Here is a 24,762-nt window from a genome sequence, read left to right as displayed (position 1 = left end):
GGCGATGAAATCCGTTAAATTTTCGATAATCAAAATTAAAAACAAAACATAATCAAATAATACCATGAGTGATAAAAAGGATGTTACCATTTGTTTGGGGAGTTCCTGTTTCTCAAGAGGTAATGGCAAGACATTACAGTCTGTAAAAGAATTTTTCGACAAGAATAATTTGAACGATCTGGTCTTTTTTCATGGAGAACTTTGTACAGGAAACTGTTCTGTTGGTCCAATTTTAAAGATCGAAGACGAAGTTTATAAGGAAGTTGATGCCGAAGGAGCCATTGATATCCTGAAAAAGGTGTTTGAAGAAGTCTAAGTTCTGACTTTTGATCCCCGTATTTTTACACCCTAAATTCGCTGTCCCATGCAACTGATTACCACAAATAAGGATAAATGTAACCTGAGTTATACCTGTATTCGGGTTTGTCCTGCTAAGGCTATTAAAATTGAAGATAATCACGCCCATATTATTGCAAATCGTTGTATTGGTTGTGGTAATTGTGTTAGTATTTGTGCTCAGGAGGCTATTGTGTATCGCAATGAGGAAGATTACGTGAAGGATCTTCTCAAACGTGATGAGAAGGTTGTTGCTATTTGTGATCCAAGCATTTCCGGTGAGTTCGATGATATAAGCGATTACCGTCACTTTGTGGGGATGATTAGGGAGTTGGGTTTTAATTACGTGGTTGAAGCAGCTTTCGGGGCAGATTTGGTTGCCTTTAAGTACAAAGAGTTATTCAATAATTTTCACGGGAAGTATTACCTGTCAACCAAGTGTCCGGTTTTAGTGAATCATGTGGAGCGTTATTACCCTGATTTGGTTGAGAATTTGGCGCCTATAGTCAATCCAATAATTGCAATGGCTAAGGTGGTTCGTGAGAAATACGGACAGGATGTTAAAATTGTCTCGCTTTCTCCTTGTGTCGCGAGTAAGGATGATGTGAAATATTTTAATAAAAGCGATGGGGAGATTCAAGCTGTTCTCAGTTTTATTGAATTAAGAAAACTTTTTAAGGAAAGTGGCATTACGGAGAAGAAGGTTGAATTTTCAGAATTTGATCCACCATTCGCTCGTATTGGAGGGCTTTTCCCGGTGAGCCACGGTTTGTTTCAGGCTGCTGAAATTGATAACAGCATGCTTCGGGGAAATATCATCAGCACAGAGGGACGTAATAATTTTCTTCGCTCACTGGAAGAATTTCACAGCAGTAGCAATCTGAATCAACATCTCGATCTTTTTTATTGTGATGGTTGTATTATGGGACCTGGAACATCAAAAGGGGGGCGTAAATTTTCTCGTCGCTCACAGGTTGTTCAATATGTGCGTAAGCGCTTGAACACCTTTGATGAAAAGCAATGGCAAAAAGAAATAGATACCTATAGGCATATCGATTTATCACGAAATTTTAAGGTGAAGGATATGAGACTTCCTATTCCTACAGAGGAAGAGGTACAGGCTGTTCTCGATAAAATGGGGAAAAGTAAAATTGAAGATCAGCTGGGCTGTGGGTCATGTGGTTACGAAACCTGCAGGAAATTTGCAGAAGCCAAGGTTCAGGGGCTTGCCAAGTTTGAGCAATGCTCTTCGGTTACCATTAAAAATATGAATGCCTATATCAAGAAATTAGGCGAAACCAATGAAAAACTGACTCAAACGAAGATTGCGCTTAAAGAATCGGAAAGTAAAGCTAAAGAGGAACACCGATTAGCTATGGAAGCCAGCGAAACGGTTTCTGCTATGCTTCAGAAGCTTCCCACAGGTGTTGTCATTGTTGATGAGAATCTTAAAATTATTGAGTCGAATAACAGTTTTGTTAATCTCCTGGGAGAAGAAACCAAGCTGTTAAACGAAATTATCCCGGGTTTGGTTGATGCTGACTTATCCAAAGTTATTCCTTTTCATCGCCTGTTTTCAACCGTACTAATGAATGGTGAAGATATTCTGAAAAAGGATGTGCATTTTGGTAGTCGCTTATTTAATGTCTCTGTATTTACCATTAAGAAGAATAAAGTCGTTGGTGGTATTGTCCGCGATTTGTATGCTCCGGAAGTTCGCAAAGAGGAAGTGATTGGCCGTGCTAAAGATGTGATAAAGGAGAACCTGCAAACGGTTCAGCAAATTGCCTTTTTGTTGGGCGAATCAGCATCTAAAACAGAGAAAATTTTGAATTCTATCATCAAATCTCACACGACCGATAAGTAGATGTGATGGATAAATGAGGTAATGCCCAAACTAACACTATAAATCCCTATGGAGGAGAAGTTTCACCTGGATATAGATTGCCCACAATTGTTTCATCATGGCGACATGATTTGTGGAGATGTCTTTCTGTCGCGACGAATTAAGGAAGAAAACCGCACAATCGTTATTCTTAGCGATGGCATGGGGAGCGGTGTGAAAGCCAATGTTTTGGCTACACTGACAGCATCTATGGCAATGAATTTTACCATTGAGCATAAGGATTTTAAAACCATTGCTGAGATTATTATGAACACGCTGCCTGTGTGTAGTGTGAGAAAGGTGAGCTATTCTACGTTTACCATTGTCGATATTGAATACGATGGAACGACTCGAATTATGGAGTTCGATAATCCCGATTGCGTGATCATGCGGGGGGACAAATTTTTCGATCCGGGCTGGGAGAATATTGAACTTGAAAGTGAAGAGAACAAAGGAAAAGTATTAAGAGCCTGTCAGTTTAATGCAAAAAAAGAGGATCGAATTCTTTTTTGGTCTGACGGTATTATGCAGTCGGGTATGGGAAGTCAGGCTTATCCTTTTGGTTGGGGACTCGATAATGTTGTTGATTTTGTGACACAGGTTATAAAAACCTCACCCTATATTTCGTCCAATGCACTTGGGAAGAGGATTGTGAAACGTGCCTCGCGCAACGATCAGGATGAACCCAAGGACGACACCAGTGCAGGCGTGATCTATTTTAGAGAGCCTCGCAAATTGTTATTGTGTACAGGACCTCCATTCGAGATGGAAAAGGATTCGGAATTGGCTATGAGAGTCTATCATTTTAAAGGAAAGAAAATCATTTGTGGTGGTTCTACAGCTGAAATTATTGCCAGAGAATTGGGCTTGAAATTTGCACCGGGTATGACGATCAGCGATCCGGAACTGCCTCCAATTGCTTATATGGAGGGCATTAATCTGGTGACTGAAGGGATTCTAACCATTGGTAAGGTGGCTCGAATATTAGAGGATTATGATTCCAATTATCAATTGGGAGAAGGGCCCGCTGATCAGATTGTACACTATCTGCTTCAAAGTGATCAGATCTCTATCATCAACGGAACACGTATTAATCTGGCTCATCAGGATCCCAATCTGCCGGTTGAGTTGGAAATTCGCCGCACTGTAGTCAAACGTGTGGTACGTTTGCTCGAGGAGAAGTTCCTGAAGGATGTGAATTTGAATTTTATTTAAACTTTTTCAAGGCTGAAAATCAGAAAGAGCAAAGTGCACTTTTTACCCTTGTAAACGTGTTCCTTTTAAGCCCTGTCCTTATAACTTTTACGCTTATTCTCTTAGTTGAGTTCAATTAAAGTGATCTCAGGTGGCATCCCGATTCGTCCGGGAAAGCCGATATAGCCAAAGCCACGGTTGACATATATAAATTGCTTGCCTTCGTTGTATAAGCCGCCCCAGCGTGGGTATTTGTATTGTACAGGACTCCACTTTATTCCAGCTCTTTCAATACCAAATTGCATACCATGTGTATGGCCTGCGAAGGTGAGGTCAATATCCGTATCCAATACTTTTTGTTCCCAGTGTGACGGATCGTGGCTCATGAGGAGTTTGAATGATAAATCGTCCGTGTTTTTCATAGCAAGATCCAGATCTCCATGCTGAGGGAAAGGTGGTTTACCCCAGTTCTCAACACCAATCAGTGCAATTTCATCATCATTAATCTTCAGTCTTTCGGTTTCATTTAAGAGTAACTTAAAACCAATTTTTTTGTGGAAGTCTTTGATTCGTTTAAGATTATCGGCTTTGTCTTCAGGTGATGGCCAGTGGGAATAATCCCCGTAATCGTGGTTGCCCAAAATTGAATATTTACCCATTGGGGCTTCCATTTTGTCCAATATTGGCGCCCAGCCTTCGGTTTCTTCGGCAAAGTTGTTCACCAAATCGCCTGTGAAGAGAATGATATCAGGCTTTTGTTCGTTGATAAGTTCAACGGCTTTTTCAATTTTTTCGAAATTTTTATTAAAACTCCCCAGATGTATATCTGAAATTTGTACAATTCTCAGACCCTGAAATGCCTTGGGTAGGTTAGGGAAGTTCAAACTTTCATGCATGATTCGAAATTTGAATTTCCCTTTGGTGACCCCATACAGGATAGAGGCAAAGGGGATTGCGGCAAGCACTAAGCCCATTTGATACAGGAATTCGGATCGTTCCATTTTTCTTTTCGATTTTGATTCAAACTTATTTTCTTTCTTCACATTTGTAAGCGCTCTAATGAGCCAACTCACAGCCTTCTGCACATCTTTAAGTAATACGAAAAGAATCAGAACAAATTTGGGTATATAAAATAGGGCAAAAGCACCTATTAAGTAGCTGAAATAGACATAGGCTTCTGCTCTCTGGACATACTTTATTCGTAAGAAGAACAGAACGAAAGCAGCAAACATACCTATTGAAATCAACCAGTAAAGTTGTTTAAATATCTTCCTGACAAAGGCATTGGGGATTTTATTTATAAGCGGTTTTAAACCTCGGTAGGTATATAAATCCACAATGAGCATGAAGATTAAAAGTGGAATGATCAAAAAGGCGCTGGCTTTCATATTCGATTCTTATCTTTTAAAATAACATCGACAAAGATAAGTTTTTTTCTTACTTATTAAGCTGATATTCATCTTGTTCGTTTTTCTGTCATTTGTTTTAAAAAAATGTCCGATTCTATTTTGGGATTATTTAATTAAGATTGGATCATTAACAGGATGAATTATTTAATAAATAAATTCGATATAAGATTAATTATTACTGTATTGATATGTTAAGCTTTAAGTATCTATTAATCTATATGAAAAGAGTGTTTGATGGGTTAAATTAAAATGTTAGTGTATGTTATTTGTATTTTTGTCAAAATTTGGAAGTCCCTATCTTTATTAGTAAATTGGGCATTCATTACAACTAATCTATGATCAAAATATACCCGAATGCTATTAGATAATGCCTTAATTATGAGAGTGAAGAATAGAGCCTGTTCTTTGCACTATTGTCTGCTGATTGTCGTTTTATTTTTACCTTTTAATCTGTTTTCACAAAAAGTAAGAGAAACAAAACGACAAAGAATTTGCCTAATTGACTCTTACAATAGCAATTTTCCAACTTATATTCATTCTGCGAAAGCAATTCAGGAATTTATAGATACAACCCATTATCATATTGATGTGGAGTTCATGAATAGCAAAGAATTTGTTGACGATGTATATGTTCAGCATTTTCATGATTTTCTGTCTTATAAATTGTCCAAAAGGAAGCCCTATGACTTATTTCTGGTTGCAGATGATTATGCTTTGGAGTATGTTTTGAAATATGAGCAGGATCTGTTTAAGGGCAAACCCATTGTTTTTTGGGGAATAAATAATATCGACTTGGCCAGGAAACAAAATGCAAATGCCCATTGTACCGGGGTGGTTGAAGATATATCAATAAAGGAAACGATAAATCTCGCAAAGACGTTAAACCCCAAGCTCGAGGAAATGTATGTGATTAGTGACAATAGTGAATCAGGGAAAACCGATTTGAATAGGGTTCTGAATCTAAAAGGTTACAATACAGCAATTAATGTTCATGAGCTTAATTTGGCTGAACTTAGTTTTTCGGAGTTTGAAACGAATTTGAAAAAGCTAAAAGGGGAGAAGGCTCTTTTGTTGTTGTCGCTTTACAGGGATAAGGATTTTAAATACAAGCCTTTTTACGAAGGATTGGATTTTTTAAAGAAAAATAGTGATTTGCCAATTTATCATTTATGGAAACATGGTCTGAATGAGGGTATTGTAGGTGGTTTTTTAATTCATCATTACAGACAGACTCAGGAAGCGTTGAAGATTGCAGATCAAATTTTGAAAGGAAAAGCCATTGAAGAGATTCCGGTTTTAGAGGAAAGTCCAAACCAATGTTATCTGGATTATAAGGAATTGAAGAAGGCAAAACTTGTTCCCTCAACCTTTCCATCTGACTGGATTGTCATTAATAAACCCAGCTCTTTTATTCAAATGAGTCGGAAGTATGCCTATCTGATTTTATCGGTTGGTTTGTTGGTTTTTGGACTGTTGTTTTTTTTCATATACTACGCAAAAAGAGAGAATCTGCTTAAAAATGAATTGATTCAGGCACAATTGGATGCCAGTAAGGTTGATGAACTTAAAAATGCATTTTTGAATAATATCTCACACGAGATCCGCACCCCCATGAATGGGATACTTGGCTTTGCAGAATTTTTAGCCTCCCCCGATGTTAGTATGGAAGATCGAGTTAGTTATTTGGATATCATTTCTGAAAACTCGAATCAGTTGTTGAATGTTGTGAATGAGATAGTCGATATTGCCAAGGTGCAATCGGGGCATTCAGATATTAAAATGGAGCTGATTGATATTGATGGATTGTTATCAGATATGGAGAGGGAATATAAAAAAATAGCAGATCAGAAAAATTTGGAAATCAGATTGATTAAGAATATCAGTGTGAAAAAGGTGTGTGCTGATCGATTATATCTTCAAAAAATATTCAGAAATCTTATCGATAATGCGATCAAATTTACTGACGATGGTTGTGTTGAAATCGGCTATGATAAGAAGGGCGATTTGATTGAGTTTTATGTCAAAGATACCGGAATAGGAATTTCAGAAGATCTGTTTAAAACTATTTTTGAAAATTTCAGACAGGTTCAGGAATCTGATATACGAGAATATGGCGGATTGGGACTGGGTTTATCCATAACACGTGCTTTTGTGAAATCGATGGGAGGAAAAGTTTGGGTAGAATCTGTTGAGAACGTGGGGTCTTGTTTTTATTTCACACTTCCTTACGTAGATTATGACCCGGCATTACTGATAAATCCGAATGTGTTTTGCGAAGTTAATTAGATATTTTTCATAGGTTGGTTTGTGAAGCCACAACGATGTTTATCTATCGTTGTGGCTTTTATTTAGTCACAGAGTTCCAGTAGATTTTTTTCCAGCACTTCCCGATTCAGTGTTTTTCCGATAAACACAATCTTACTTTCTTTATTATCATTAGTCCATGGGCGACCTACAGTCGCCTGAATTTGTGTATGGACGGATTGTAACAGAATGCGATTATCGACTCCTGAGATATTCAGAATCCCTTTTACACGATAGATGGTATCCGAATTGAATTGTAAAAAGGCATCCAGCCAGGCAGCCAATTTCATTTGATTGAATGGGCGATCGCTTTTAAAACAAAAATTTTCAATACTGTGTTCGTGTTTCGAATTTGTTTGTCCTTCTACTGAGAACAAAAATTGATAGATGTTCTGTGGATTATAGGCATATACATCCAGTAATTGCTTGTCTTTTATATCGGACTGACTTGTTTTGTGAAGGCTTGCAGTCGGGTTTATCTCTTTAAGTTTTGAACTGAGTTTGTTTACAGTCTCATTTGTGGCCAAATCAATTTTGTTGATTATAAGTGTGTCTGCAATGGCAATTTGTTTGTTGAGAACTTCTTCATTTTTCAAATCCTGAGTTGCATTAGCCGCATCAACCAAACAAATGACAGAGTCGAGTTCGAATTTTGCTTTAATACCCGGATCAGATATAAATGAAGCTAAAATATTGCCTGGATCAGCAATCCCGGTTGTTTCAATTAAGAGATGATTGAAATTGTGATTGGTTTTGATCAGGTTTTCGAGTACCAGAAAGAGTTCGGTGTATAGGTTGCAGCAAATACACCCGTTGCTTAGTTCAAATAAGTTTTGATCGTTAATGTTTGTGACAAGTTCAGAATCGATATTTTCTTCGCCAAATTCATTTTCGATAACAACGAATTTTTTTTCTGAATGATTTTTAATTAGTTGATTTAGGAGACTGGTTTTTCCAGCTCCTAAAAAACCAGTAATAACTGTTACGGGTATCTTACTCATATATGTTGCTAAATCGTCTTGTTAATAGTGAAATGGTGAATTGTAAGTCTTCAATTAAAGATCAACAATTAAAATTTTTCCCAGTGCACAATTTCCTCTAGGCTTTTTCTCTTTTTCACGGGTTGTTTCTCTGTATCAGGGTAACCTAGAGACAGGATGGCAACAGGTTCAATATGATCCGGAAGATTAAAGAAATCACGGCATTTTTGAACATGAAAGTTGCAGATCCAGCAGGTGCCAAGACCGAGTTCTGTTGCTTGCAGAGTCATGTGATCGGTTGTGATTGCTGCATCGATATCGGCATGGTCTTTTTCATCTTCAGCGCGTTTCCACGATTTACTGTGGTCGGAACAAATTACAATGTAAACAGGTGCTTCGTTAAACCAATCGCGATGATAAATTTCAGAAAACTTAGCGTGATTTTCTTTTTCGCGAATCACAATAAAATGCCAGGGCTGAAAGTTGACAGCAGAGGGGGCATATTGTCCCGCTTCAAGTATCTGAAGTAATTTTTCTTCTTCGACCTCTTTATCTAAGTAGGCACGAACCGAGTAACGGTTTTTGATAATATCGATTAAGCTCATAGTTGTCTTTTTAATTCTTTGTAAAAATACGAATTTTTCAGGTCCATTAAAGTTTCTATTTATAACTTTGCAGGCCTAATTTATACATGTACTATGCTGAAGGAACTCAAACAAAATAAAATGTATGCCTATTTGATGCTGTTGGTGGTTGCAGCAACTGCAGGACATCAGGCTTGGCGTACACTCTTTAATAATTTGGCCGTTGACGAAGTTGGAATTAATGGCTTTCAGTTGGGGGTGATTCAATCTGTTCGAGAGATTCCAGGTTTTTTAGCCCTTCTGGTGATTTACGTTCTGTTTTTTGTACGCGAACATCGCTTGTCAGCTATCTCAGTATTGTTGGTTGGTATAGGTGTGGCCATGACAGGTTTTTTCCCTTCGTTTTATGGACTGATTTTTACTACCCTAATCATGTCGATTGGCTTTCATTATTTTGAAACGACGAATAAATCTTTAACGCTTCAGTATTTTAATTACGAACAGGCTCCTCTTGTGTTTGCAAAACAGAAGAGTTGGGCTGCAGTTGCCAATGTTGCGATGGGAGCGTTTATTTGGTTGTTGGCTGGGCACTTATCACTGCAAATGAATTTTATTGTTGCGGGTGTCATAATCGTACTGTTAGCCTTTTGGGCTTTTTTCTGGAAACCGGAAAATAAGGATATTCCAGCGCAGAATAAAGGGATGGTGCTTCGAAAGCGCTATTGGCTGTTCTATGTTTTGAATTTTTTAAGTGGAGCACGTCGACAGATTTTTGTTGTTTTTGCCGTGTTTATGCTGGTTCAGAAATATCAGTTTAGTGTGCAAAATATTGCTTTGCTTTTCATCATTAATAACATCATCACTTATTTTATATCGCCTTATATCGCCAAGGGAATTAATCGATTCGGTGAGCGTAAAATGCTCAGTTTGGAATACATTAGTCTGATTTTTGTGTTCTTGGGGTATGCCTTTATTGAGAATGGATTGGTGGTTGCAATTCTTTATATCATCGACCATATCTTCTTTGGTTTTTCTATGGGTATCAATACCTATTTTCATAAAACAGGAGATAAGAAAGATATTGCGCCTTCGATGGCAGTTGGCTTTACCATAAATCATATATCGGCTGTTGTGATACCGGTTTGTGGTGGTTTATTGTGGATGTGGCATTGGCAAATTCCTTTTATTGCAGGAGCAATACTATGTGTTGTGTCACTTGTGTTTGTTCAAAAAATTAAAATAGAAAATTAAGTTTCTAATAGAACTATTATTATATGACTTCAGAAAATATCTACAAAAGCCTGGTTGAATTATACAACAAGGGAATTACTGAGAAAGATCCAAAAATCATTAGAGAGTTTTTGAATGACAATACTCACATGGCATTAAAGGAGGAGCCCAGATTCTTTTTGGATATTCTTCAACATCGTGCAGCAGCTTTTGCTTTATTTGGTGAATTGACTGAAGCGGGGCAGGAATATGCTAAGGGGTATTCTTCGTGTTCAACTTCAGGAAAATGGGTTTATGGCTTGAATTGGGCTTTGCAATATATGGCTGAGTTTTCAATTAACAGGGGGAAGGCTAAATTGAATGAATCGCTTTCACAGGCACTACCCGTATTGGAACAATCAGAAAAGGATTTGGTGTTTGATCAGTATAGAGAATTCTATCAGCTTGCTCTTTGCAATGTGAAAGCATTTGTGTTGATGAGTCTTGGTGAAAAGGATAAGGCACTTGAGACCTATAAGGATTGTTTGTTTACACCCGTACCAATTCCTGCCTACAACGACAAGGAGTCCTTGCAGTTGTTATTTGCACATTATACAAAGGGGTTAGCAGTAGCGATTGAATACAAAGATGCTGAGTTACTAAATAGTTTACTTAAGGTCATCTCATTGGACGATGCTTTGTTGCAGAACGAGAAGAATCTGTTCAAATTGTTCTATGAAACTTTAGTGAGTACTTTTGATATGCGTGCTGAGTTTATCACAGAGTTTAATGCTATGTTTAAAATTAAGGAAGGACTTAAAACTGTTGCACCAGGCTTTGCGAGATTTTTGTCACTTATTGGAGAACAGGACTTCGATAAGTTGGATGTTTTCTTTAAAGATTTTAAATAGAGCTATCGATTTTTCAACCTTAAGCTTATTATTAATATGAAGAAGTGTTTTTGCGGAAGAGCTTTAAGTTATGAAAATTGTTGTGGGGCATTGCATTCCGGAAAAAGAAGTGCACAATCAGCTGAAGAGTTGATGCGAAGTCGGTATTCAGCCTTTGCTGTCGCTGATGTCGACTATATAATGAGAACTTATGCTCCTGAAACGCGTCCCAATAGTGAGCGAGCAGAAATTAAACGGTGGGCGGCTTCAGTTATGTGGCTTGGTTTGCAAGTGATCTCAACTCAAAAAGGGAAACCTGGAGATAAGGAAGGACGTGTCAAATTTAAAGCCCTTTATAGCGAAGCAGGTAAGATTCACGAAATGCTTGAAGATTCGTATTTCCGATTTGAACAAGGACAATGGTTCTATGTCGATGGAAAATAAGAAGTTTAAAGTGAGACTTGTTTCTTGTGTTGTTAGTAAACACTGACTTTTTTAATGAGAAAGGCGATTGCCTGATATTATAAACTCATAAAATAGATTACCTTTGCAGCGGCAAACCGTTCTATCGCTGTTTCGCAAGAAAGAGAGGAAAGTCCGGGCAAGGCAGAGTACCATGCTTCTTAACGGGAAGATAGGCGAAAGCTTATAGTAGTGGAACAGAAAATAACCGCCTTATTTTTTCGGAAATAGGGTAAGGGTGAAAAGGTGAGGTAAGAGCTCACCAGTGCTTGTGGTGACATAGGCAGCTGTGTGCCTCATGGCTTGCAAGATCAAGTATACCGACAGCTGTAGACTTTACTCGGTCGATGTCGGGGGGTAGATTGCTCGAGACATAGGGTGACCTATGTTCTAGATAAATGATAGAAGTTCCTTTCGGGGAAAACAGGACCCGGCTTATAGGTTTGCCAACTTTTAAAAATCTTGATTCAATGAAGGAATCAAAACGGAATCTTGCTTTTTAAAGCGAATTAGAACGATCTCAAAAAAATGAGGTCGTTTTTTTTATGAAAAAAGTCAGTTTAGAACATATGTTCATTATATTTGTGCCGTAATATCAATTTAAGAATATGGCACGTCCTAGAAATAATTCTAAAATTCAAATTCCACCGCGGGTAAAAGGTTTTAATCCCCAGGGGTATTATGCCAATCCTTCAAACGAAGTTAATTTAAATATTGAAGAGTTTGAGGTGATTCGTTTACTCGATTATGAGAATTTATCTCAGCTTGAGGCGTCGAAAATTATGGAAATATCACGTCCCAGTCTGACGCGTATATACGATAGAGCTCGCAAGAAAATTGCTAAGGCATTGATTGAGGCAAGCCCTATTCGTATCGAAGGTGGAAAGATTGTTTATGATGAAACCTGGTATGAGTGCTTGACTTGTCGGTCGCATTTTAATAAGCCAGGTGATGATGAGCTTAAAAGATGTTCATTGTGTTCAAGTTCTGATATTTTAAAAGTGGAGGAAGCATAATGGTAGCAGCAATTCCCGTAATGAGTAATATAAATGAGGCTCAATTGTCCTCGAAATTTGCAAGAAGCCCCTATTTTGTCTTGGTTGATAAATCCAATAAGACTTATCGCTTTGTTGAAAATCCATTTGCAAACGATGAGAAAGGTGTTGGTCCTAAAATTCTGACTTTACTCTGTCAGGACAATGGTGTTGACACATTCATTGCTTTTGAGTTAGGATTGAAATTGCAGCAGTTAGCAAAAACAAAGGGCTTGCAATTCATTATTCTGAATGAAAATAACAAGACACTAGGGGATATTCTGAAATTGATGGGTATCGAATAAATATAAGAATAAGGGGTATTCAGTAAATGAAAACTAAAAATAACAAAGAGATGAAAATAGCTATTCCAACTAAAGACAATCAGGTTGATTCGCATTTTGGACATTGCGAGTATTTTTCGATTGTTGAATTGACTGCCGATAATAAGATTGGTAGCATCGAATTAATGGAGTCTCCACAGGGGTGTGGTTGTAAATCAAATGTAGCGAATCAGCTTGCCGAAATGGGCGTAAAGGTGATGCTTGCCGGGAATATGGGACAGGGAGCTGTTAACAAAATTTCTCAGGCTGGTATTCAGGTTTACCGTGGCTGTTCGGGTGATGTGCGTGAGTTGGCCGAGGCCTACTTGCAAGAGAATGTTGTGGACTCGGGAACGACTTGTGCCGGACATGGTGATTCAGATCACGTTTGCCAGCACTAGGTTTGGAGTAAAGAGCAGAAAAGGGGAGAAGTCTGATATGAACTTTTCCCCTTTTTAGTGCTCTATACTTTTTTTGAAAATTAAAGACAGTCGGTTTAAAAGAATTTGATTTTTTGAATTAAGACCTCAATTATCAGAAACAAGAAAGACAGAAGAAGAAATAATTTCCAGTAGGTGTTTCCGTTTTTTTGCTCCTCAATCAAGCTTCTCATATCTATAGTTTCAATATCGAATAAGCTGTAATTTAGCTTGTGTTTTTGCAGAAGATCTTGAATTTCACCCGATGAATAAAAAGTCAGATCTGATTCCTGGCGAGGGTAGTTAAACGAAATTCCCGATAGAATTTGCTTGGATTGACTGATGAAATAATTCCCTGCCTTTTTAATTTGTCCATGTGTATTTAAAAGTAATCCTCTGTCAAAATGAGAAATTTGTTCCGGAATCAGGTCAATGCCGAGTGTTTTATTTTCGATGTGAAACATGGCTTTTTCGTGGTTTAATTTTAAGCCATTTGCAATAGCGTATTCGCTTTCGTCCAGTTTATAATAGATTGGCGAATGAACTTGGTTGTTTAGTGCGATATTGATTAACCCGGGGACAAATATCGGATGCTTGATCGCATTGGTCCATTGGGGATGGAAGTTAAAACTGGAGATATAGAGTTTGCCTTGGCCCAATTGTGTTTGAGAGAATAGATTCTCTCCCGTATTGGTTTTCCAAAGTGGGGTACTGATTCCGGTTTTTGCCTCACTCAATTTAAAATGACGATAGATTTGTGGCAGGCGCGCGTCCTCTTTCAGTTGAGTAAATACTTTTTTGTAGATTTCTGCATCAAGCTCGATACTCGAAACTGTTTTATTCAAACTGTCCATTTGTGTAAACTGGCTGGCACCCAATTCGGTCAGGAGTTCATTATTTGAATCATTATTTTCATTTGCCGGAAGGACAAGCACCTGGCCGCCTTTGTGGATATAGTTTGATATCTTTTGTCTGAAACCGCTTTGCATATCCGTAAGTTGATTTAAGATAATCAATTTGGTTTTACTTAGATCTTCCTGATGAAATTGTGATTTGTTAATGTTTTTGAGGATGAAATATTGCTTATTCGAGAAAAGCTGATTGATGTAGCGATTTTCGTTTTCCTGATTAATACTGATGATTTCAGCACTTTTCTGAATCATATAAGAAAAGTAAAATGTGTTGTCATAGGTAATTGGGTAATCGCTTATTTCTATTCGACCGGAATAAATACCTGACTGATTATTCTTGTAGCGTAAATCTAATTCTTTGTTTTCCTGAGCCTCAATATCAAAATTCGAAATGGTTTTTAAACTGTCATTAATATAGAGTTTGATTGGGATTTTACGAAAGCTTTCATTCGATGCGTTGCGGATGTTGATTTTGAGTTCTTCTGTTTGATTGATCTTATGCGCTGAATTTTCAAACCAGCAGGAGTCAATATAGAGATTGTTTCGGCTTTGAGTTGATAAAGCCATTAAGTTAACATGTAGATTGCTATCAGGTAACATTTTGTTGAAATCTGCCTGATATTTCTGAAAATCTGAGAATAGGTAAATTTTATCATTCTCATTGGAATCATTTTGTAGACATTCTTTTAAAATTTGAGAGAAAAGCTTGCTTTCAGCCGATGGTTTTAGTGCCTGAATTTTTGAGATTGCTCCTTGCTTGCTTAGTGTAGGGAGTTTTCCCTTGTTGTTATTATCAAGAATTTTTATTTGAACATCTTCGGCTAAAGAATTAATAAGTTCTATGGCTTTAGATTTTGCAATTTCAATGGCAATCCCTTTTTCAGTTTCAGCATTCATACTGAAGGAATTATCTACATAAATATAAACTGAACTCTTTTGATTTTTACTTATTACTGATGTGTTTTGGTTGGGAATATAGGGTTGAGCAAAGGCTATAATTAAGCAGCTTAGAGCCATCAAACGACTGGCAAGCAATAGCCATTTTTTAATTTTAGATCGGTTTTTATTTTCGGCTGTAAGGTCTTTTAAGAATTTCAGATTACTGAAATAGATTTTTTTAAAGCGCTTAAAGTTGAATAGATGAATGATAATAGGAATCATCAAGCTTAAGAGTCCCCACAGGATACTAGGATTTTGAAAGTGTAAAGGCATAAAACACAGATGATTTTAAGTTCGTTTAGAATTTAGCACTCAACTTCAGGTTTAGTTTACGGGCTGTTAAATAGTTAGGAATAGCGTATTGATTCCCCCGAATATCGTTGATCCAAAGGTAAGAAACAGTGTTGTTAATATCGAATAGATTAAAAATTTCCAAACCAATCCACATGGATTTGAAATGCTTCAACAGTCCCTTATACTTATTCTTCTTTGTATCGAGAAGTTCCTTTGAAAACCCCAAATCGGCTCGCTTGTAATCAGGCATATTAAAACTTTGTCCCTGCTTGCCCAACTTGGGAACCCATACGGGTAAACCACCTGCATATATTAAAGTCAGGTGCATTTTGTATGTGGGATTGCCAGGCATGTAATCCTGAAAAAACATGGAGAAATTAAATCGTTGATCGCTTGGACGAGCAATATAGCCCTGATTGTCGCCTAAAATATCCTCACGTGTTTTCATCAGGGAAAGACTAATCCAGGATTCGCTATCAGGGACATATTCCCAATTCAGACGAAATTCAAGTCCGGCGGCATAGCCTTTGGCTTTTTGATCCCCATAATAACGCAAACGAACATTTTCAATATCGTAAGGGATGAGCGATTTTAAATCTTTATAATAGAGTTCGGAAGACAGGCGGAAGTCACGTTCTTTAATTTTAAACAGGTATTCATGTGCCAGAGTATAATGCCAGGCTTCCTGAGTGTTTAATTGAGGACTGATCCCTCCATCAATTTTTAAGCTTTCTCTGTACGAAGGCATTTGTTGATAGTTGCCCACTGCCAGGCGAAATTTCATTTTGCGTTCCCAGTTTGGAACAAAGTTAAACGAAAAACGGGGCGATAGAAATGAAGTGTTGTTATAGGTCCAATGGTGGTATCGAAGTCCGGCTGTTATTTGAAAATCACCTGTTTGATTGCTGAAATTGTAATTGGCTTGCGTGTAGCCTGATAAATGTGTGCCCGAAATACTGTTTAAGGCTTGGCGTGAATAGGCAAGACCTGTGTTCGTGTCTGAAGAGGGGATGGAATAGCCAGCAGAGTCGCGATATTGCCATTCGTTTATTCGATCATCAACTTTCTCGTGTAAAGCTTTTATGCCCCATTGAAGGTGCAGCTTGTCGAAGCTATGATCGGCCTTAAGTTTGATGCTATTTACCTCACGTTCCAGTTTGTTATTGGCATGGTCGAGATAGGTCCCAATTCCTAAATTCTCCAGAGATTGATCTTTTTCTCCACCTTGACTGATAAATAAATCCTGCAAATAGTATTGCGCTTGAATATCAAATCGTTCTTTTTCTGTGGTCGAATACCTATTGGTAATGAGTTGAAATAAGCTTTTACTGTTGGGATGATATTTAAGGGTGAGGGCTTCCATGTCGCTAATATATTCGTCCTTTTCCTGACCATCAAAATACATTTTTAGTTGCAGGGCATCGCTTATGGTTCCAAAATTTGTTTCTCTGTCCTTGGGTTTAAAACCATATTCATTCTTACTGATATTTGCCCAGAAGTGAAGACTCCATTTTTTATTAAACGAATAATTTATCAGTGCTTGAAAATCTTTATAGTTGGGATTGTAGTCGCCTTCGGTATCAAGTGAGGCTAATAGGTACCGGGTTGTTTTGTAGCGAAATCCGGCAAGATAGGACAGTTTTCCATTTTTGCTTGCATTAGCAATGTGCGCGCTGGTTCCCAATAGACTTAGATCAGCTGAGGCTTCAAAACGACGAGGGTTTTTGTATTTTATATCCAATACCGATGAGAGTTTATCTCCATACTTGGCATCGAAGCCACCTGGTGAGAAAAGCACTGAAGATACAAGGTCTGGATTGATGACACTTAGTCCTTCTTGCTGACTTGACCGAACTAGATTTGGACGGTAAACCTCAATATCGTTGATGTAAACCAAATTTTCATCGAAGTTACCACCTCTCACCGAGTATTGTGAACTGAGTTCGTTATTCGAACTCACCCCGGGTAAGGTTTTTAACAAGTTCTCAATACTTTCACCACCGGCAGAAGCTATTTTGTCAATTTCTTTGGTTTGTAAATATATGCCCTTATTATGTAATTTAATTTGGGCTGCAATGTTGACCTCATCCAGGCTTTGACGATTTTCTTTTAATATGGGATTAAAGACGATGGTCTGACCTGATTTTAGGCTGAATTCTTTTTCTAGAGTTTGATAAGCAATATGTGTGAATTCCAGAGTGATGTTTTTCCCGGCTTCACAATGGATCAGGAAGGCTCCTTCTTTGTCAGAGGTCGTGGTTTGCGAATTTGCTGTGTTTAAAATGTGAACACCATAGAGGATTTTGCCGTCTTCGTTTTTAATAACTCCTTTAATGGTTGCCATATTCTGAGCATGTAGCTTTGGGCAAAAACCGATGAGGATAAATGTAATATATATGAAGATAATTTTATGCATTATTTAATGTGATAGAGGTTATTATAGGGAAAGCTAAGATACAACAGATCCTTTAGATTATGATATGAGATTTAGAATTTGTTAGTCATAAGCTTTTGCTAATTGGTTTGCAATTGGTTAAATTAGGTAAGCGCTTGATTTAGAATATCTAATTGAGTTTCCTTTTTTTAATTAATTATAAAAAGAATAGGTTATGGGACAATCATTATCGCAGCTCTATGTTCATCTGACGTTTAGTACCAAAGATCGTAACCCCGATATTAAAGAAATATGGGAACTGAAATTGCATACCTGTATCAGCTCCGTTTTTAAAAGATTTGAAAGTCCGGTTTTAACGATCAATTCAGTTAGTGATCATGTACATATTCTATTTGCTTTATCAAAGGATTATGCACTCTCGACACTTGTTGATGCTGTAAAAAAAGAGTCTGCAGAATGGATTCGTTGCATCGGTCATACCAATAAGGATTTCGATTGGCAGGATGGTTATGGGGCATTTTCGGTGAGTCATTTCCAGATTGATGTGGTTACACGATTTATCCAAAATCAGAAAAAACATCACCATAATAAGAGCTATAAAGAAGAAGTTGACGAAATAATGGAACAATTTGGAGTTATTGAGTACGATGAATCATACTTTTGGAATTAGTCTCAATATTGTCTGTATGACTGATTATAATTGAAGAAATAGAGTTTTTGGCTCAATTTCTTCTTTTTTTTTAGTTTTCATCTTTTTCAAAAAAAATTGCACGGAAGGCATTCAAATAATCTTAACAGTAAATTTTCGAACTATTTTTTTCTTGAAAATGTGAATGAACTGTATCTGTTGGATGAAGCATAATAATTACATAAATTTACTGTTAAACTTTTTAAGACTTGTTTGAACTAAAGGCTTTGAAGCGATTTTTAAAAGACGTTAATTAACATGAAAAAATTATGAATAAGTATTTGTTTTATTAAAAAAAATAACAAAATTGTGCTCACCAAAATTCAAAATTAAATAAACCTAAAATTTACAAACCTTATAAAATCGTTTTTTATGACCACTACAACAAAAATGACAGCGGCAGACTACATGGAAAAAGAGTCCAATTTTGGAGCTCACAATTATCATCCACTACCAGTAGTCTTAGAAAGAGGGGAAGGCGTATATGTATGGGATACTGATGGAAAACAATATTATGATTTCCTTTCAGCTTATTCTGCTGTTAATCAGGGACACTGTCATCCAAAAATTATTGGAGCTATGATGGAACAAGCGAAAAAGTTAACCCTAACTTCTCGAGCCTTCTATAGCAACAATCTAGGTAAATATGAGGAATACGTTACGAAGTATTTCGGATATGATAAAGTATTACCAATGAACACAGGAGCAGAGGCTGATGAAACAGCACTTAAACTTGTTCGTCGTTGGGGATACGATGTAAAAGGGATTCCTGAGAACGAAGCTAAGATTATTGTATGTGATGGCAACTTCCACGGTCGTACTATTACTATTATTTCGATGTCAACTGATCCGGATTCATATAAAGGATTTGGACCTTTCACACCAGGTTTTGTTGTGATTCCTTACAACGATGTTGAGGCATTGGAGAAAGAATTGAAAGATCCTAATGTATGTGCATTCTTAGTTGAGCCTATTCAAGGTGAGGCAGGCGTATATGTTCCTGGCGATGGTTTCTTGAAGAAAGCTTACGACTTGTGTAAGGCAAACAATGTTCTATTTGTTGCTGATGAGGTACAAACTGGTATCGCTCGTACAGGTAAGTTGTTAGCTGTTGATCACGAAGGGGTTCGTCCAGACGTATTGATTCTTGGTAAAGCTATTTCAGGTGGTGTAGTACCTGTATCGGCAGTATTGGCTGATGATGATATTATGCTTTGCATTAAGCCAGGTGAGCATGGTTCTACTTTTGGTGGTAACCCAATTGCTTGTGAAGTTGCAATTGCAGCTCTTGAAGTTGTGAAAGAAGAAAAATTGGCTGAGAATGCTGAGGCTATGGGTAAAATCTTCCGCGAAGAATTACAAGCTGTAAAATCGGATATGATTGAGCTTGTTCGTGGTAAAGGTCTGCTTAATGCAGTTGTGATTAAACCTAAGGGTGGTAAAACTGCTTGGGATGTATGTATGCGTCTTCGCGACAACGGTATGTTAGCTAAGCCAACTCACGGACACATTATTCGTTTCGCGCCTCCATTGACAATTAACGAAACTCAATTGCGTGAAGCTATTGAGATCATCAAGAAAACAATGGCTGAATTCGAGTAAATAAAGAATTCTTAAATTATATGAAAGGGACAGTTCGTAAGAGCTGTCCCTTTTTTATGTTTTAACCATTCGTTTTTAAGAGTAAAATGAATTTTGATTTTGTGATCTCGTTATGAGATTACAAAGTTCAATATGCGTTTCACATGTTTCAGAATGTCTATTGAGATTGCTCTTAGGGCTTTTTATCTTGATTGTCGATGTTTTGAATGTATAGTTTATATAAATTAAATTGTTATTGTTAATGAATATTGATTAAATTAGTATTTTATGTGTTGTGAATTAGTTGATTATGTCTTTTGTTTATAAAGTTGAATCACATTTACAGAGGCCTTTTTTTGAAGTTTGAAATCGAATTGATAACAATTTTAAATTAATGATAGTATACACCTAAACGTAAAATATGGAACTCAATGTGTGCAATAATATCGGACAATATCTCATTGATGAATGTATCGCAATGGTTAAATATCTTTCTGCCGAAGGTTCAGCAATTCCAGTTGAGGCAAAGAAAATAATTGATCTCAATAAAGGGAAAGCTATCGAGTGGGAGAGTCATGAGATATTAAATCTACATAAATGTTTGTCGCTGAAAGTAGCTCCGGCTCGCCCCAAAACCATCTCTCTTTTATACAAGGAAGCCCAGAAGAATAAGTGGCTAGCTTTTCTTGGCCCGGTTGGTCTTGTTAGAAGGTTGATGGCAACAACGCTACTTTCTTTAGTTGGTTTTATTCTGATTAGTTTATCTCCTCACGTCAACAATGCTTCAGTTTCAAAAGGCATACTTGCTGATCATGGTATTGAGTTATTGCTTAATCTGATGTTTTTTCTTTCGGCAGCTGCATTAGGGGCTTGTTTTAGCAATCTTTTTCAGGCCAATAAATACATCGTCAATGGAACATACGATCCAAAATATGAAAGTTCCTATTGGATCCGTTTTGTATTAGGACTCATTGCGGGTTTAATGATGGCTGTTCTTATTCCGGCTTCACTTGAGATGCAGCAATCACCAGGGGTTGGTTTTTTGACAGTTCCTATATTGGCAATGTTGGGTGGTTTTTCGGCTGCTCTTTTCTATCGTATCTTGAATCGGGCAGTTACAACAGTTGATACTTTGTTGACAGGCGTAACTGATAAGAATAGTGATAATAAGACTCAGGAACGACTTCTTAAACAGAATCAGCAACAAACTTTGGAGAAGCAACAGATTGTTGAAGAGTTGTTGAGCTTAAAAGCTGAAGTGAAGGAAGGTGATGTTAATGAGAAACTAAAAAATACCATTAATAAGATATTGATGAATTAATTGAGTCGTTTAAAATAATAATGATGGAGGGATGGTTTATAAGAGCTATCCCTTTTTTATATTAATATATAAAGAGGTGGTTATTTAAGCTTTTTTATAGTTTTACTTTTGTTTTGAATATTGTTTACTTGTTGTGTTTCGTTAAATTTGACATAAACAAAACGAACACAATTAAATATTATCACGCCATTATGAAAAAGTTATTAATTCCACTTTCGGTCCTTTTACTATTAAGCTCCTGTGCTGTGCATCAAGGTGCGATCAGTTCTTCATCCTTAAATCGAAATGTAAAGTATGAAGACATTGCCTATGGTGTTTCACAGACTAAACAAGTTTTGTGTATTGGAGGGCTTTCAAAAGATGCCTTAGTTTTAGAAGCTAAGCGAGAATTAATTAATAACAGACCTTTAAAACCAAACGAAACCTACGCCAATTTCACAGTTGATTTTAAACGTTCATTTTTCCCATTCTTTAATAAAACGAAAGCTACTGTTAGTGCAGATGTTGTGAGTTTTACTGACGATTCTAAAGCCGATCCATATACGGATAAGTATAAAGAGAGACTATCAAAGAAGAGTTTAGCGAATGAGCTATTTGAGATTGGCGATTCTGTTTATATTGACAGAAACGAAGATGCTGTTATTCTTTCAATTGAGGATATCGATAAGGTTAGGGTTCTGATTAAAACGCCTAAAGGAAATTCTAAAACCAAATTAATATCTACGGATAAAATCTTTACCAAAAGTAAAAACTATAAAGGCTATAAGGTGGGTGATATGTATATTTTCTCCAGAACTTTAAATGATAATACTGTAAAAAGCAGTGGTCGAATTATTGCTTTGGGTTTGGATAAAATAATTGTAAAAACAGGTGATGGCAAGTTTCAGTCTCATGATTATATAAATGAATAATTAGGAGTCTTATGTAATAAGAAAAATTTAAGATAAAGATTCAATTACAGGGGCAGTTCATTTGAGCTGTCCCTGAATTTTTTATGATAACTTTTATTTGAGCTTATCGGTTATGGATAAGCAATTTTCAAAACATCTTCAAAGTAATCAGCGAAGTGAGCATTTATTTCATTCTTTAGGAAGTCTGGTAAATCGTCAAAATCTTTTTTGTTGTCCTTGGGGAAAATCAGTTCATGAATTCCAACGCGAATAGCAGCTATAGTCTTTTCACGAACACCACCAATGGGGAGAACTTTTCCTGTTAAGCTTAATTCTCCTGTCATGGCTATTCCTTTTTTAACGGTTTGGTTTGTTGCAAGTGAGTGAAGAGCCAGAGCCATGGTGATACCCGCCGATGGGCCATCTTTTGGTGTCGCCCCTGCAGGCACATGTAAGTGAATGAGATGCTTATCAAAAAAAGAATTGATGGTTTCATTTTTGTCTTTACTCAATATCGAACGGATATAGGAATAAGCTATTTCGGCTGATTCCTGCATGACATTGCCCAATTGTCCTGTTTGCTTAAATCCTTCCGAAGCGTGTTTTATTGATGAGGCTTCTATATAGAGCGTTGCACCACCATAGGCCGTCCATGCTAAGCCAAGGGTCACTCCGGGAGATAATCTTTTATATAACTCTTCTGTGAAGAATATCGGTTGCCCCAGAAATTCAATAATATTTCTATTGCTGACAGTAAGTTTTCCAGGCTTTTCTTCGGCTAGAATTAGAGTCGCTTTTCTCATTATTTTTTTGATTTGATTTTCAAGACTCCTAACACCTGCTTCTCTGGCATAAGCATCAATCAATCTGGATAAGGCACTGTCGGTTATTGCTATTTCTTTTGATTTTAATCCATGCTCTTTTCGCTGTCGGGGAATTAAATAGCGCTTTGCAATCTCAATTTTCTCCTCTAAGATATATCCTGAGAGCTTAATGATCTCCATTCGATCTAATAAGGGCCTTGGAATGGTATCCAACTGATTAGCTGTTGTTACAAATAAGATATTGGATAAATCGAAGCGAACATCAAGATAATGATCCAGAAAATTAGAATTTTGTTCAGGGTCCAGAACTTCGAGCAATGCTGAGGCTGGATCGCCCTGATAACTGATGCCTATTTTATCTATCTCATCCAGCATGATGACTGGATTGGACGTTTTTGTTCTTTTTAAACTTTGTATGATTTTGCCGGGCATGGCTCCAATATAGGTTCTCCGATGTCCCTTTATCTCAGCTTCGTCCCGCATGCCACCTAGTGAGAATCGGTAGAATTCACGCCCTAAAGCCTCAGCAATAGATTTACCAATAGATGTTTTACCCACACCAGGAGGGCCTACCAGGCATATGATTGAGCCCGAAACCTTTCCTCTCTTAACAATGGTGCTTACAAATTCGAGAATGCGTTGTTTCACATCATCCAATCCATAGTGTTGTTCGTCCAGTATTTTGCGGGCTTTTTTGATATCGTAATTGTCTTTTGAAAAAAGACCCCAAGGTAAATCGGTTAGCCAATTTAAGTAAGAACGGGAAACATGAAATTCTGAAGAGGCTGAATCCAGAATTTTTAATTTGTCCAGTTCTTCATAAATCACATCTGCGGCTTCTTTTGAAAGTTTAAGGTTTTTGATTTTTTCTTCAATCTTTTCTATTTCAGTCGTTTTTTCATCCTTTTCCAGTCCCAACTCTTTTTTTATGACTTTCAACTGTTCACGAAGAAAGAATTCACGTTGATCACTGGTTAATTTTTCGCTTATTTGGGATTGAATATCCTCCTGCAAGCGCGTAATTTCAAGTTCTTCTTTCAGAAGAATGAGTAATTTTTCGCTGCGTTTGTACAGATCAAATGTTTCAAGTAAGTCTTGCAACTTGAGCGGATCACTCGACATAAATGAGGATATGATATCCATAAGTAAGCCTGGGTTTTGCATCCCGACATTTGTTAAAGACAGGCGGATTTGCTCTTGCAACATTGGATTTAGCTTGATCAGTTCTTTTACCGAATTGATAATGGCTAAAGTATAGGCTTTGAGTTCATCCGTTTTTTTTACTTTTTCAGGAATATGATACTTGACTGTCCAGTGTCGTTTCTGATCACGCTTCGTTTCTCTAACGTATTCGAAACGGGTAATAGCCTGAGCGAAAAAATTGATTTGGTCTTCAGTGCGATCAATAATCTTAATTATTTTGATAAAAGTTCCTGTTTTAAATAGAACCGAATTGGAAAAATTAGTTTCATCAAGCTCTTTGATATAGGAGATCCCCATAAACCCATTATTTTTTTCAAAAGAATAGGTAATCAAGTTGACAAATTCAATTCCTGTATATTCTAAGGGGATCGTGATTCCAGGGAAAAGAGGTTTGTCTTCAATGGGTAAGACAATAATATTATCGGGATAGATATCAGAAACCAATACAAGATTATTCTTATTCATGGTGAATCAGATTTAAATGAACGAATCGGTCTAATAAATTTAATCAAAATCTGACTTAGGAAAAAGTGAAATTGATTTATGAAATAAGATGGAAATCTCTTAAATGAGTTATTCCTGAGATAAACGAACTTGTTTGCAAACTTATTTTTATAAATTAGATGAACGCATATAATAAGAACTGTTGTTGTAAGTCAATATTAAAGAAATGACATCAAAAGTGAC

The 24,762-nt window shown here is 37.0% G+C and carries 20 protein-coding genes and 1 other RNA gene; 15 read left to right on the top strand and 6 right to left on the bottom strand.

All coding sequences use genetic code 11. The annotated features are described in order from the left end of the window. Positions 1–64: 64 nt before the first annotated feature. From EV201_RS03740 to EV201_RS03730, 3 genes are read left to right on the top strand one after another with little or no spacing between them, the layout of a single operon-like run. On the top strand, positions 65–316 hold the full coding sequence (locus EV201_RS03740) for a (2Fe-2S) ferredoxin domain-containing protein (RefSeq protein WP_130306056.1): 252 nt from the start codon (positions 65–67) through the stop codon (positions 314–316). A gap of 48 nt (positions 317–364) precedes the next feature. Continuing rightward, positions 365–2,203, top strand: coding sequence for a [Fe-Fe] hydrogenase large subunit C-terminal domain-containing protein (locus EV201_RS03735; protein WP_130306055.1), 1,839 nt, complete (start codon positions 365–367; stop codon positions 2,201–2,203). Between the two features lie 48 nt (positions 2,204–2,251). Continuing rightward, the gene (locus tag EV201_RS03730; protein WP_130306054.1) at positions 2,252–3,436 is read left to right on the top strand and encodes a SpoIIE family protein phosphatase; all 1,185 of its coding nucleotides are present in this window, start codon (positions 2,252–2,254) and stop codon (positions 3,434–3,436) included. 101 nt (positions 3,437–3,537) lie between these two features. Here the strand turns inward: EV201_RS03730 and EV201_RS03725 are convergent, their stop codons facing one another. Further along, entirely contained in the window at positions 3,538–4,803 is a 1,266-nt protein-coding gene (locus tag EV201_RS03725; RefSeq protein WP_130306053.1) for a metallophosphoesterase, read from the bottom strand. A gap of 375 nt (positions 4,804–5,178) precedes the next feature. Between EV201_RS03725 and EV201_RS03720 the strand changes: the two genes are divergently transcribed. Beyond that, on the top strand, positions 5,179–7,110 hold the full coding sequence (locus tag EV201_RS03720) for a sensor histidine kinase (protein WP_130306052.1): 1,932 nt from the start codon (positions 5,179–5,181) through the stop codon (positions 7,108–7,110). 62 nt (positions 7,111–7,172) lie between these two features. Here EV201_RS03720 and EV201_RS03715 read toward each other — a convergent pair whose 3' ends face one another. Together EV201_RS03715 and EV201_RS03710 are read right to left on the bottom strand one after the other, a co-directional pair. Next, positions 7,173–8,129, bottom strand: a complete 957-nt coding sequence (locus EV201_RS03715) for a CobW family GTP-binding protein (protein ID WP_130306051.1) — start codon at positions 8,127–8,129, stop codon at positions 7,173–7,175. 68 nt (positions 8,130–8,197) lie between these two features. After that, a complete protein-coding gene (locus tag EV201_RS03710; RefSeq protein WP_130306050.1) occupies positions 8,198–8,713 on the bottom strand; it encodes a nitroreductase family protein in 516 nt (171 codons plus the stop codon). 93 nt (positions 8,714–8,806) lie between these two features. Here EV201_RS03710 and EV201_RS03705 point away from each other — a divergent pair, with 93 nt between their 5' ends. The 7 genes from EV201_RS03705 (at position 8,807) to EV201_RS03675 (ending at position 13,011) form a co-directional block, all read left to right on the top strand. Continuing rightward, positions 8,807–9,943 carry an MFS transporter gene (locus EV201_RS03705; protein ID WP_207224371.1) on the top strand — a complete coding sequence of 379 codons (1,137 nt, stop codon included), beginning with the start codon at positions 8,807–8,809 and terminating at the stop codon, positions 9,941–9,943. A gap of 23 nt (positions 9,944–9,966) precedes the next feature. Next, the gene (locus tag EV201_RS03700) at positions 9,967–10,812 is read left to right on the top strand and encodes a hypothetical protein (RefSeq protein WP_130306049.1); all 846 of its coding nucleotides are present in this window, start codon (positions 9,967–9,969) and stop codon (positions 10,810–10,812) included. A 36-nt stretch (positions 10,813–10,848) separates the two neighbouring features. Beyond that, positions 10,849–11,235 (top strand): YchJ family protein, encoded by a 387-nt coding sequence (locus EV201_RS03695; protein WP_130306048.1) that lies wholly within the window; start codon positions 10,849–10,851, stop codon positions 11,233–11,235. A gap of 108 nt (positions 11,236–11,343) precedes the next feature. Further along, positions 11,344–11,707, top strand: an RNA gene (rnpB, locus tag EV201_RS03690) — RNase P RNA component class A. Positions 11,708–11,861: 154 nt separating this feature from the next. Further along, on the top strand, positions 11,862–12,269 hold the full coding sequence (locus EV201_RS03685; RefSeq protein ID WP_130306047.1) for a DUF134 domain-containing protein: 408 nt from the start codon (positions 11,862–11,864) through the stop codon (positions 12,267–12,269). After that, a complete protein-coding gene (locus EV201_RS03680; RefSeq protein WP_130306046.1) occupies positions 12,269–12,592 on the top strand; it encodes a NifB/NifX family molybdenum-iron cluster-binding protein in 324 nt (107 codons plus the stop codon). Before EV201_RS03685 ends, EV201_RS03680 begins: the two co-directional genes overlap by 1 nt. 50 nt (positions 12,593–12,642) lie before the next feature. Next, a complete protein-coding gene (locus EV201_RS03675) occupies positions 12,643–13,011 on the top strand; it encodes a NifB/NifX family molybdenum-iron cluster-binding protein (RefSeq protein ID WP_130306045.1) in 369 nt (122 codons plus the stop codon). A gap of 95 nt (positions 13,012–13,106) precedes the next feature. On the opposite strand, the gene EV201_RS03670 is transcribed toward EV201_RS03675, so the two are convergent. Both EV201_RS03670 and EV201_RS03665 read right to left on the bottom strand, forming a co-directional pair. Beyond that, the gene (locus EV201_RS03670) at positions 13,107–15,152 is read right to left on the bottom strand and encodes a BatA domain-containing protein (RefSeq protein ID WP_130306044.1); all 2,046 of its coding nucleotides are present in this window, start codon (positions 15,150–15,152) and stop codon (positions 13,107–13,109) included. A 25-nt stretch (positions 15,153–15,177) separates the two neighbouring features. Then, positions 15,178–17,517, bottom strand: coding sequence for a TonB-dependent receptor (locus tag EV201_RS03665; protein ID WP_165389572.1), 2,340 nt, complete (start codon positions 17,515–17,517; stop codon positions 15,178–15,180). Between the two features lie 265 nt (positions 17,518–17,782). On the opposite strand from EV201_RS03665, the gene tnpA reads away from it, so the two are divergent. The 4 genes from tnpA (at position 17,783) to EV201_RS03645 (ending at position 22,069) form a co-directional block, all read left to right on the top strand. After that, positions 17,783–18,238 carry an IS200/IS605 family transposase gene (gene tnpA, locus EV201_RS03660; protein ID WP_130306042.1) on the top strand — a complete coding sequence of 152 codons (456 nt, stop codon included), beginning with the start codon at positions 17,783–17,785 and terminating at the stop codon, positions 18,236–18,238. A gap of 390 nt (positions 18,239–18,628) precedes the next feature. Beyond that, entirely contained in the window at positions 18,629–19,858 is a 1,230-nt protein-coding gene (gene rocD / locus EV201_RS03655; protein ID WP_207224370.1) for an ornithine--oxo-acid transaminase, read from the top strand. 400 nt (positions 19,859–20,258) lie between these two features. Further along, positions 20,259–21,158, top strand: coding sequence for a hypothetical protein (locus tag EV201_RS03650; protein ID WP_130306041.1), 900 nt, complete (start codon positions 20,259–20,261; stop codon positions 21,156–21,158). A 191-nt stretch (positions 21,159–21,349) separates the two neighbouring features. After that, positions 21,350–22,069 (top strand): DUF6567 family protein, encoded by a 720-nt coding sequence (locus tag EV201_RS03645; protein WP_130306040.1) that lies wholly within the window; start codon positions 21,350–21,352, stop codon positions 22,067–22,069. Positions 22,070–22,179: 110 nt separating this feature from the next. Here EV201_RS03645 and lon read toward each other — a convergent pair whose 3' ends face one another. Further along, positions 22,180–24,540: an endopeptidase La gene (gene lon / locus EV201_RS03640; protein WP_130306039.1), complete on the bottom strand. Its 2,361-nt coding sequence runs from the start codon at positions 24,538–24,540 to the stop codon at positions 22,180–22,182. Between the last annotated feature and the right edge of the window lie 222 nt (positions 24,541–24,762).

It is taken from the genome of Ancylomarina subtilis (assembly GCF_004217115.1).
Lineage (GTDB): Bacteria > Bacteroidota > Bacteroidia > Bacteroidales > Marinifilaceae > Ancylomarina > Ancylomarina subtilis.
This window is presented reverse-complemented; position numbering and strand designations above follow the sequence as displayed.